We start from the raw sequence: 10,909 nt of genomic DNA on the forward strand, positions 1-10,909 counted from the left end.
GGGCTCGTCATCGGGTGGGGCCGGACCGTGTCGGCCGGACGGGCGCGGATGCGCAGTCAGGCCGGGTCGGCGCGGTGTCCCGGATCGGCACCGGGGTCACCTTCGGGATCAGGTCCGTCCGCCGCACCGAAGCGCGACCGCAACGCATCCCAGCGCGGATCCAGTATCTCATGAGAATGGTTCGCATCGAGATCGGCCAGCGGCTCGCCGCACTCGCTGCACAGGCCCGGGCAGTCCGGGCGGCACAGCGGCGCCAGCGGCAGGGCCAGGACCATCTCGTCCCGGACGGTCTGCTCGAGGTCGACGAGGTCGTCGACGACCCGGCCGATCTCGTCCTCGTCGGTGGTCTCGGCCGTCGTCGAACCCGGGTAGGCGAACAGCTCCCGGATGGTCGCGGTGACCGGGACGGTCAGCTCGCCGAGACATCGGGCGCACTCACCCACCGCCTCGGCGCGGGCGATCCCCGAGACCAGCACACCCTCGGCCACGGACTCCAGGCGGAGGTCCAGCTCGACGTCCGCCCCCGGCGGCACGGCCAGCACGTCCAGGCCGATCGGCTCCAGCACCGGCACCTGCACCTGGACCGGGCGCATCGATCCGGGTCGCCGGCCGAGGGTGCGCGTGTCCAGCACCCAGGGCGAGGCGTGATCGGGGCGTGTCGTCATGATCCTGTTCCATGCGGTTCGGTGCTGCGGTTCGGTGCCGGCGCGGCCGCAGCGCGGCGAGCCAGGGCAACCGTTCCAGAGTACGCGATCAGGACGTGCGGAGCCAAGCGACGACGTCGGACCGACCGCGGCTCCGGGTCAGTTGCGGTGGTCGAGCACCGGGCCGCCGGACCGCAACGAGGTGCGGCCCCGACCGACCTCCCGCAGCGAGCGGGTGAGGGTGTCCTCGAGAGCCCCGAGCGTCTCGTCGACGTACCGCTCGGACTCGGTCCGGATCCGGTCGGCCTCGGCGTGGGCCCCGTCGATCACCCGGGCGGACTCGCGGTGCGCGGCCTGCATGACCTCGGTCTGGGACACCAGCCGGGCCTGCTCGGCCTCGCCGTCCGCGACGGCCGACTCGTAATTGCTGCGCCCGGCCGCGGCCAACCGATCGGCCTCCGACCGGGCCCGGCTGAGCAGGCCGTCGTGCTGATCCTGGGCGGACTGCACCGTCCGCTCGGCGTCGGCACGAGCCCGGGTGACCGTCGACTCGGCGTCCCGGGTGGCGTCCTCGACCGTCCGCTGCGCCTCGCTCCGTGCGGCGGCCACCATCGCCTCGGCCTCCGACCGGGCTGCGGCCAGCATCGCGTCGGCCTCGGCGCGGGCACTGCCGACCAGCCGCTCAGCCTCGGCCTGCGCCGCGGACACGGTGCTCTGCGCGGTGGCCCGGGCGTCGCCGATCATCTGGTCGCGGTGGTCGAGCACGTCCTGCGCGTCGTCGACCTCGCCCGGCAGCGCCTCGCGGACGTCGTCCAGCAGCTCCAGCACATCACCGCGGGGCACGACGCACGACCCGGTCATCGGGAGCCCGCGGGCCTCCTCGACGATGGTCACCAGTTCGTCCAGTGCCTCGAACACCCGATACACCGACCGACCTCCTCGAGTGGACGCGCCGGCGCGTGGGAGCGCACCGCCTGCGGTGCAAGTCTGCCGACACCGACGGGTCGTCCCGGCGTCGACACGCCCGGTACCGGCCGCGAAGAACCGGCCGACCGGCCGGGATCAGGCTCCGGAACGGTCGGCCAGCTTGGCGGTCAGCGCCTCGGACACCGGCTGAGCCAGCAGCTTCGCGACGTCTCCGCCGTACGTGGCGATCTGCTTCACCAGCGACGAGGAGATGAATGAGAACTCCGGGCTGGTCGGCAGGAACAGGGTGTCCACCCCGGTCATCCCGTGGTTCATCTGCGCCATCTGCAGCTCGTAGTCGAAGTCCGACACCGCGCGCAGGCCCTTGACGATCGCGCCGATCTCCCGCTCACGGCAGTAATCCACCAGGAGTCCGCGGAAGGAGTCGACCTCGACGTTCGGCCACTGCTGCGTGGTCGTGCGGAGCAGCTCCAGCCGCTCCGGGATGGCGAACAGGCCGGCCTTGTCCGGGTTGACCAGCACCGCCACGGTGACCCGGTCGAACAGGCCTGCGGCCCGGCCGATGACGTCCAGGTGGCCGAGCGTCGGCGGATCGAACGAGCCCGGGCAGACCGCGTGCGTCATGGGGCGCGACCGTAACAGAGCTCGGTGTCGCCGTAGCGACGGGTCCGGACCGCGGTGAACCCGTCCGGCCAGAGGCTCGCGCCGCTCCCGACACCCGGCGCCGGCCTGCCCGCCCGGACCGGGAGGACCCGGCGTTCCAGCACCACGTCGGCCTCCGGTGCCAGATGACCGTGCTCCGCCGCGGCGGCCAGCACCGCCCGCAGCTCGGCATCCGGCAGGTCGTACGGCGGATCGGCGACCAGCAGGTCGGCCGGGGCGGCCGGCGCCGTCCGGACCCAGGTGGCGACGTCGGCGGCGACGACGTCCACCGCGGACCCGACGCGCAGCGCCGCCACGTTGCGCCGGGCCACCTGCACGGCGGTCCGGTCCTGCTCCACCGCCACCAGGGTCGCGGCTCCACGGGACAGCAACTCCAGGCCCAGTGCGGCCGAGCCGGCGTACAGGTCGAGCACCCGGGCGCCGTGCAGCACCCCGGCTGCGTCGAGCGCGTTGGCCAGGGCCGCCCGCACCTTCTCCGAGGTCGGGCGGGTCCGGTCACCCGGTGGCGCCGTCAACCGGGCGCCGCCGAACCGGCCTCCGACGATCCGGGTCACCGGCCGCCCCACCGGTCCGCCGGCGACCCGGCGCGCCAGGAGCCCAGCGTCACCCGGTTGTCCCGAGGACGAGGATCAGGTCGCCGCCCTCGACCTGCTGGACCGTTTGGATGGCGGTCCGGGTCACGGTGCCTGCCCGTGGTGCGGTGATGGATGCCTCCATCTTCATGGCCTCGATGGTGGCGACGGTCTGCCCGGTCGTGACCTGCTCGCCCTCGGCGACGATGAGCGACACGACGCCGGCGAAGGGGGCGGCGACGTGGCCGGGGTGGCCCGGGTCGGCGCGTTCGGTGGTGGGCACGTCGACGTCGACGTTGCGGTCGCGGACCTGCAGCGGGCGGAGCTGCCCGTTGAGGGTGGTGACCACGGTGCGCAGGCCCCGGTCGTCGGCCTCGCCGATGGCCTCCAGACCGAAGTCCAGTTGCACGCCGGGCTCGAGGTCGACGGACAGTTCCTCTCCGGCCCGTAGCCCGTAGAGGTAATCCTGGGTCGGGAGCACCGAGATGTCGCCGTGTGCCTCACGTGACGCGCGGAACTCCCGGTCCGGCGTGGGGAACAGCAGCCGGTTCAGGGTGGGGCGGGGCGCGTCGTCGAGCTGCTTGGCGTCGGCGTCGGACAACTCCCCGACCGGCGCGCGGTGGGTGCGTCCGGCCAGCGCTCTGGTGCGGAACGGCTCGGGCCAGCCGCCGGGCGGGTCACCCAGGTCGCCGGCCAGGAAGCCGATGACCGAGTCGGGCAGGTCGAACCGGTCCGGGTCGGCCTCGAAGGCGGCGGGGTCGACGCCGGCACCGACCAGGTGCAGCGCGAGGTCACCGACCACCTTGGACGAGGGGGTGACCTTGACCAGGTGGCCGAGCATCGCGTCGGCCGCGGCGTACATGGCCTCGATCTGCTCGAACTTGCCGCCCAGGCCGAGCGCGATGGCCTGCTGCCGCAGGTTGGACAGCTGCCCTCCCGGGATCTCGTGTCGGTACACCCGTCCGGTCGGCGCGGTGAGCCCGGACTCGAACGGCGCGTAGACGGCGCGGACGGCCTCCCAGTACGGCTCCAGGTCCTGGACCGCGGCCAGTGACAGCCCGGTCGCCTGCGGGGTGTGGTCGGTCGCGGCCACCAGCGCCGACAGCGGCGGCTGGCTGGTGGTGCCGGCCATCGCGGCGCTGGCGGCGTCGACCGCGTCGACACCGGCTCCGACGGCGGCCAGGTAGGTGGCCAGCTGACCACCGGCGGTGTCGTGGGTGTGCAGGTGCACCGGCAGGTCGAACCGCTCGCGCAGGGCGCGGACCAGGGTGGACGCCGCCGGCGCCCGGAGCAGGCCGGCCATGTCCTTGATGGCCAGCACGTGCGCGCCGGCGTGCACGATCCGCTCGGCCAGGCGCAGGTAGTAGTCCAGGGTGTACAGCCGCTCGTCCGGCGAGGACAGGTCGCCGGTGTAGCACAGCGCCACCTCGGCGACCGCGGTGCCGGTGGTGTGCACCGCGTCGATGGCCGGCCGCATCTGCTCGACGTCGTTGAGGGCGTCGAAGACGCGGAACACGTCGATGCCGCTGCGGGCCGCCTCGGCCACGAACGCGTCGGTCACCGCCGCCGGGTAGGGCGTGTAGCCCACCGTGTTGCGGCCGCGCAGCAGCATCTGCAGGGCCACGTTGGGCAGCGCGGTGCGCAGCGCGTCCAGGCGCTCCCACGGGTCCTCGGCCAGGAACCGCAGCGCCACGTCGTAGGTGGCCCCGCCCCACGCCTCCACCGACAGCAGCTGCGGGGTCAACCGAGCCACCGCCGGGGCCACCGCGACCAGGTCACGGGTGCGGACCCGGGTGGCCAGCAGAGACTGGTGGGCGTCCCGGAACGTGGTGTCGGTGACGCCCAGCGCCGGCTCGGCCCGCAACCAGGCCGCGAATCCGGCCGGACCCAGCTCCTGCAGTCGCTGTCGCGACCCGGCCGGGGCGGGTCGGTCCAGGGCGACCGCGGGGAGTTTGTCCCTGGGGTCGACCAGCCCGGCCGGACGCGGCCCGTGCGGCTGGTTGACCGTGACGTCGGCCAGATGCGTGAGCAGTCGGGTGCCGCGGTCGGCGGAGCGCCGGGAGACCAGCAGCTGCGGGTGGGTCTCGATGAACGACGTCGGCACGCCGCCCGCGGCGAAGTCCGGATCGTCCAGCACCGCCTGCAGGAAGCCGATGTTCGTGGCGACCCCGCGGATGCGGAACTCCGCCAGAGCCCGCCGGGCCCGGCGGACCGCGACCGGCCAGTCCGCGCCCCGACAGGTCAACTTGACCAGCAGCGAGTCGAAGTGCGGGCTGACCTCGGCACCGGCGTGCACGGTACCGCCGTCGATCCGGACCCCACTGCCGCCCGGCGACCGGTAGGTGATGATGCGGCCGGTGTCCGGCCGGAACCCGTTGGCCGGGTCCTCGGTGGTGATCCGGCACTGCAGCGCCGCACCCCGCACCCGGATCCGGTCCTGGGTCAGGCCCAGCTCGACCAGCGTCGCGCCGGCGGCGATGCGCAACTGCGCGGCCACCAGATCGACGTCGGTGATCTCCTCGGTGACCGTGTGCTCGACCTGGATGCGCGGGTTCATCTCGATGAACACCCAGCGCGCGTCGGGGCCGTCACCCTCGAGCAGGAACTCCACCGTGCCGGCGTTCACGTACCCGATGTGCCGGGCGAACCGCACCGCGTCGGCGCAGATCGCGTCCCGCACGTCCGGATCCAGGTTCACCGCGGGCGCCACCTCGACCACCTTCTGGTGCCGGCGCTGCACCGAGCAGTCCCGCTCGAACAGGTGCACCACCCCGGCCGGGTTGCCCTGCGCGTTGGTCGCGTCGGCCAGGATCTGCACCTCGATGTGCCGGGGCTCGACCACCGCCCGCTCCAGGAACACCGTCGAGTCACCGAACGCCGACTCGGCCTCCCGCATGGCGGTACCCAGCGCCTCGCGGAGGTCCTCGGCCCGGTCGACCCGCCGCATCCCACGCCCACCACCACCGGCGACCGCCTTCACGAACACCGGGAACCCGATCCCCTGCGCCGCCGCCACCAGCACGTCCACATCGGTCGACGGGGCCGAGGAGTCCAGCACCGGCAGCCCCGCAGCCCGTGCCGCGGCCACTGCGGTCGCCTTGTTCCCGGCCAGCTCCAGCACCTCGGCCGGCGGACCCACGAACGTGATCCCCGCCTCCCGGCACGCCCGGGCCAGGTCCGGGTTCTCCGACAGGAAGCCGTACCCCGGGTAGACCGCGTCAGCGCCCGCGTGCTGGCAGGCCCGGATGACCTCGGCGATGTCCAGATACGCCCGGACCGGATGCCCCTCGACACCGATCACATACGCCTCGTCGGCCTTCTGCCGGTGCAGCGACCCACGGTCCTCCCGCGGGAACACCGCCACCGACAGCACACCCAACTCGTACGCGGCCCGGAACGCACGGATGGCGATCTCACCCCGATTGGCCACCAACACCTTCGAGAACATCGACCACTCCCGTCCCGCAGCGCTCCGTCCACCGACACCACCACCGACCCGCGGCATCGTCGGCGCGCTCGGACTCCGCGGCCGACCGACCGGACCGGACCGAGATCGGCGCCGACCCGGCGGGACCCTGGGGCCCGACCGCGTGGAGGCAACCTAGCGGCCGCCCGCGGACCCGACCAAGACCCCCGGAAGCGCACAGGAACGCGCGCTCAGCCGTGTGTCGGACCGTCCGCGGCTGTCCGCTCCCCTGTCGGTCAGCCCTTCTCGAGGTACTCCTGCTGCTCGGCGGCGATCACCTCGGAGGCCATCGCGGCGAGTCCCGGTGCGTGGTCCAGTCCGGTGCCGTCGGCGCCGAGCACCTCGGTGGCGTCCACCCGGGCCTGCTCGATGATCTCCCGGTCGCGGATCAACGACAGCTGCCGCAGCGCGGTCCACCGACCGGCCTGCGCGGTGCCGAGGACGTTGCCCTCACGACGCAGCTGCAGGTCGGCCTCCGCCAGCTGGAACCCGTCGGCGCTGGCCGCGACGGCGGCCAGCCGCCGGCGACCCGAGGACCCGTCGGGCGCCTCGGTGACCAGCAGGCAGACGCCCGCAGCGGCGCCCCGACCGACCCGCCCACGCAACTGGTGCAGTTGCGACATACCGAACCGCTCGGCGTCCAGGATCACCATGGCCGTGGCGTTGGGGACGTCGACGCCCACCTCGATGACCGTGGTGGACACCAGCACGTCGACGTCGCCGGCGGCGAAGGCCCGCATCACGGCGTCCTTGTCGGCCGCCGGCATCCGCCCGTGCAGCACCCCCAACCGGAGCCCGACCAGTGGGCCGTCGGCCAGCATCGGGGCGATGTCGACCACGGCGAGCGGCGGGCGGCGCTCCTGCTCGTCCGGGCCGTCGTCGTCCGGCTCGTCGGCGCCGTCCTCGTCCCGGTCCGCAGCCGACCTCCCCCGCGAGCGGACTGCAGCGCCACCCGGCCGGTCCGCCGACTCGGTCTCGCCGATCCGCGGGCACACCACGAACACCTGGTGACCGGCGGCGACCTCCTCGCGGACCCGGGCCCAGACCCGCTCCAGCCAGCCGGGCTTCTCCGCCACCGGCACCACCGTGCTGCTGATCGGCGAGCGCCCGGCGGGCAACTCGTCGAGCACAGAGGTCTCCAGGTCGCCGTAGACGGTCATGGCCACCGTCCGCGGGATCGGTGTCGCGGTCATCACCAGCAGATGCGGCGGATTCCCGTCCGGGTGTCGCGTGCGCAGCCGGTCCCGCTGTTCGACCCCGAACCGGTGCTGCTCGTCGACGACGACCAGACCCAGCTGATTGAAGACGACGCCCTCGGACAGCAGGGCATGGGTGCCGACGACGATGCCGGCCTGACCGGACGCGATGTCCAGCAACGCCGCCCGTCGCACCGCGGTGGACTGCGACCCGGTCAGCAGGGTGATCTTCGTCGCCCGCGGGGGTGCGCCCAGCTCACCGCCCCGACCCAGTGGACCGAGCGTGTTCCGCAACGACCGGGCGTGTTGCGCGGCCAGCACCTCGGTCGGCGCCAGCAGCACAGCCTGCCGACCGGCGTCCAACACCTGCAGCATCGCGCGCAATGCCACCACCGTCTTGCCGGAGCCCACCTCGCCCTGCAACAGACGGTTCATCGGGTGGATGGTGGCCAGGTCGCGGGCGATGGTCTCGCCGACGGCCCGTTGCCCGCGCGTGAGCTGGAACGGCAGGTCGGCGTCGAACTCGGCCAGCAACCCGTCCGGGACCACCGGGCAGGGCTCGGCGGGGTACTCCCGCGCCCGGGCCCGGCGCTGGGCCAGGACCAGCTGCACGGCCAGCGCCTCGTCGTACCGCAGCCGGCGCCGGGCCTGCTCCAGGTGGTCACCGTCGGCCGGTCGGTGGATGTGCCGGAGCGCGGCAGGCAGATCGGTCAGCCCGCGCGTGGCCAGCAGCACCTCCGGGACCGGGTCGACGATCCGCACCGCGTCGAGCACCACCCGCACACTGCGCTGCAGCACGGGCTGGGTGATCCCCTCGACCAGCGGATAGACCGGGATGATGCCACCGGCGAAGGACTCGACCGTCTCCAGGTCACGGTCGAGATCACCGGCGGCCGTCCCCGGTGCCGGCAGCCCGGCGACCGGCACCGCCGCCTCGCCGGGCAGCAACATGACCGCCGGCGAGGTCATCTGCAACGCGTTGCGGAACCGGGTCACCTTGCCGGAGAACAGGGCGACCGATCCCGGCGGCAGCCGGCTCGCCCAGAACGGCTGGTTGAAGAACGAGCAGGTGATGGTGGTGGTGCCGTCGGTGATGGTCATCCGGGTCAGGTGACGCGGACCGCCGCGGGCCCCACCGCGGCGCGGGCCAGACCGGGAGTCACCGCTGCCGAGCTTGCGCTGGTCGATGGAGACGACCTCGGCCTGAACGGTGGCGCGCTCGTCGACGACCAGGTTGCGCAGGTCCGTCATCCGGCCGCGCTGCTCGTACTTGCGGGGGTAGCAGCGCAACAGGTCGCCGGCCGTGACCAGGTCGAGCTTGTCGCGCAGCTTGGCCGCCGTGCGCGCGCCGAGCAACGCGGTCAAGGAGGTTCCCAGGTGGGGGCCCTGCTGCTCCTCCGGTCGGTCCCGACCGCCGCCCGACGTCATCCGCGCTCCTCCGCCGCCCGCCCCGTCCGCCGCCGACCGGCAGAGCCGGGACCGGCGTGGGTCATTGTGCTCCGGACCCCCGACAGCCGGTCCCCCCACCGGGACCACAGCCGGCCGGTCAACTGCCGGGCAGCGCCGTGATCTCCAGGTCGAACAGCATGCCGCTGGCGTACGCCAGGGAGATGACCTCGCCGGGTCGCCGGGTGTGCACGTGGAAGGCGTGCACCCCGTTGCTCGACCAGACCCGCACCTCCTGGGCCAGCGGCTGCAGTTCGGCGATGAGCGTGTCGCGTTCGGGGTCCTCGCAGCGGATCTCGAACCCGATCTCGGCATCGAACGCGCTGCCCCGGTGCTCCCCCGGTCCGGCTCCGCAACTGGCCGGCTCGGCCGGCGGTTCGGGGGCCCGGGAGGCCTGCTGGAGCGCGATGAGCAGCATGCCGATCAGACCACGCGTCCGGTACTCGGTCAGCGCTCGGGCGTCGCCGGGCACTCCGACGGTCCACCCCAGCACCGCGGTGCCAGCCGCCTGCGCGGCGATGGCCGCCAGGTCCGCACCGTCGACCGCGAGCTCGGCCGCGGTGACCCCGGCCAGCCGGGCGACCTCGGCGGCGGTCGGCTCGGCCTTGGGCGTCTCCGGTGGGCTCCAGCCGCCCAGGCTGTCCTGCAGGGCGGCCGCCCCGGCGATGAGCCCGGCGACCAGCGCCATCGACGGAGCCGACCCGTCGTCCTCGGGTGCGCCGGCGGCGTCGTGCTCGACGGGCCGCGCGGCGGGCGTGCCGCGCGTGTCGCTCGCGGTCCCGGACCCCACGGTCGACGGCCGGACGGCCGGACGGCGACCGTGCGACTCCCGCCCGGCACCGTTCCGTGGCCGGCGGGGTGCGCCGCCGGCATCCTCGGACCGGGTCCGGTCCGACCAGTGCACGGCCGGTCGGTCGGCGGTGAGCGGATCCGGGGCGCTGCCCCGCAGCGTGGCCTGCGTGCCGCCCACCCCGGCGGCCAGCGCGTGCAGGTAGGTCTGCAACTGCCGCGCCGCAGGTTCCGGCGCCGGCCGGTGCGGCGGACCGGGGATGGTCGAATCGGCGATGGCCCGGAGCACCAGCTCCCGACCCTCGGCCAGCACCTCGTGCTCGGCGGCACTGGGCGTGATGCCCCAGTGCGGCATCAGGGGCACGGTGCGATCGCTGAGCACGCCGAACCAACGCCGGACGAGCGGGGCATCGAGGACGGCCATGGGCACATCCTGCCCGTCACACCTCGCCGGGCCGACCGTTCCGTGACGGACGGACCCGTCCGGACCACGCCACGGTGCCCGGTTCACTCTCCCCGGGGTCGTCGTCACTCACCATCGGTCACCCGGAGCTCACGATCGGAGGACACGACCGGAGCGGCCCAGCCGGGCCGATGCGGACCGGTTTGGACGATCGTGCACGGATGGCTATCCTGGAACGGTTGCCCAGCGGACGCCGGGCACCTCAAGCATCTCGCGGAGCGGTCCGGACGAAGGCTCGTCCACCTCGACCCGCTCGTGATCGACGATTCGTAGGGAGTGACCGGCCGTGGCTGCCGTGTGTGACGTGTGTGGCAAGGGCCCCGGATTCGGTATGAGTGTGTCCCACTCGCACCGCCGGACCAACCGTCGTTGGAACCCGAACGTGCAGCCGGTGCGGGCCCAGGTGGCTCCCGGCACGGTCAAGAAGATCCAGGCCTGCACGTCCTGCCTCAAGGCCGGCAAGGTCGTCCGCGGCTGACCCGGCCGCATCGCCCGGCGTCCAGGACGCCGCGGCACTGACCGCACCACGACGGCGGGAGTCCATCGGACTCCCGCCGTCGTCGTCGTTCCGACAGGAGCCACGCCGCCGGACGCGGCGCGGCCGGGGCACGGCAGCCGCTAGTAACTGCCTGAGTGGTTGAAGACCAAGACATCCCCCTGTGTGGTCGACGGGCTTGGTGTCCCAACCAGACAGGAGGATGTCCGTGTCCAACGGTAGAGGGCTTTCCCGGGGTGACAAGCGG

8 protein-coding genes are annotated in these 10,909 nt (G+C 73.5%); 1 reads left to right on the forward strand and 7 read right to left on the reverse strand.

Features of this window, described 5'->3' with window-relative positions; genetic code table 11:
* Positions 1-56: 56 nt before the first annotated feature.
* The 7 genes from JL106_RS19885 to JL106_RS19915 all read right to left on the reverse strand — a co-directional run bounded on the left by JL106_RS19885 (position 57) and on the right by JL106_RS19915 (position 10,127).
* Entirely contained in the window at positions 57-665 is a 609-nt protein-coding gene (locus tag JL106_RS19885) for a YceD family protein (protein WP_205262515.1), read from the reverse strand.
* A 138-nt stretch (positions 666-803) separates the two neighbouring features.
* Positions 804-1,571, reverse strand: coding sequence for a DivIVA domain-containing protein (locus tag JL106_RS19890; protein WP_205262516.1), 768 nt, complete (start codon positions 1,569-1,571; stop codon positions 804-806).
* Positions 1,572-1,706: 135 nt separating this feature from the next.
* A complete protein-coding gene (gene coaD / locus JL106_RS19895) occupies positions 1,707-2,195 on the reverse strand; it encodes a pantetheine-phosphate adenylyltransferase (RefSeq protein WP_205262517.1) in 489 nt (162 codons plus the stop codon).
* A complete protein-coding gene (locus JL106_RS19900) occupies positions 2,192-2,788 on the reverse strand; it encodes an RsmD family RNA methyltransferase (RefSeq protein WP_205262518.1) in 597 nt (198 codons plus the stop codon). Before JL106_RS19900 ends, coaD begins: the two co-directional genes overlap by 4 nt.
* A 49-nt stretch (positions 2,789-2,837) precedes the next feature.
* Positions 2,838-6,254, reverse strand: a complete 3,417-nt coding sequence (locus JL106_RS19905; protein ID WP_205262519.1) for a pyruvate carboxylase — start codon at positions 6,252-6,254, stop codon at positions 2,838-2,840.
* A 254-nt stretch (positions 6,255-6,508) separates the two neighbouring features.
* Positions 6,509-8,896: an ATP-dependent DNA helicase RecG gene (gene recG / locus JL106_RS19910; protein ID WP_205262520.1), complete on the reverse strand. Its 2,388-nt coding sequence runs from the start codon at positions 8,894-8,896 to the stop codon at positions 6,509-6,511.
* 118 nt (positions 8,897-9,014) lie between these two features.
* Positions 9,015-10,127, reverse strand: a complete 1,113-nt coding sequence (locus tag JL106_RS19915) for a hypothetical protein (RefSeq protein WP_205262521.1) — start codon at positions 10,125-10,127, stop codon at positions 9,015-9,017.
* A 325-nt stretch (positions 10,128-10,452) separates the two neighbouring features.
* Here JL106_RS19915 and rpmB point away from each other — a divergent pair, with 325 nt between their 5' ends.
* Positions 10,453-10,644: a 50S ribosomal protein L28 gene (gene rpmB, locus JL106_RS19920; RefSeq protein ID WP_205262522.1), complete on the forward strand. Its 192-nt coding sequence runs from the start codon at positions 10,453-10,455 to the stop codon at positions 10,642-10,644.
* Positions 10,645-10,909 lie beyond the last annotated feature (265 nt).

This window comes from Nakamurella leprariae (assembly GCF_016918035.1).
Lineage (GTDB): Bacteria > Actinomycetota > Actinomycetes > Mycobacteriales > Nakamurellaceae > Nakamurella > Nakamurella leprariae.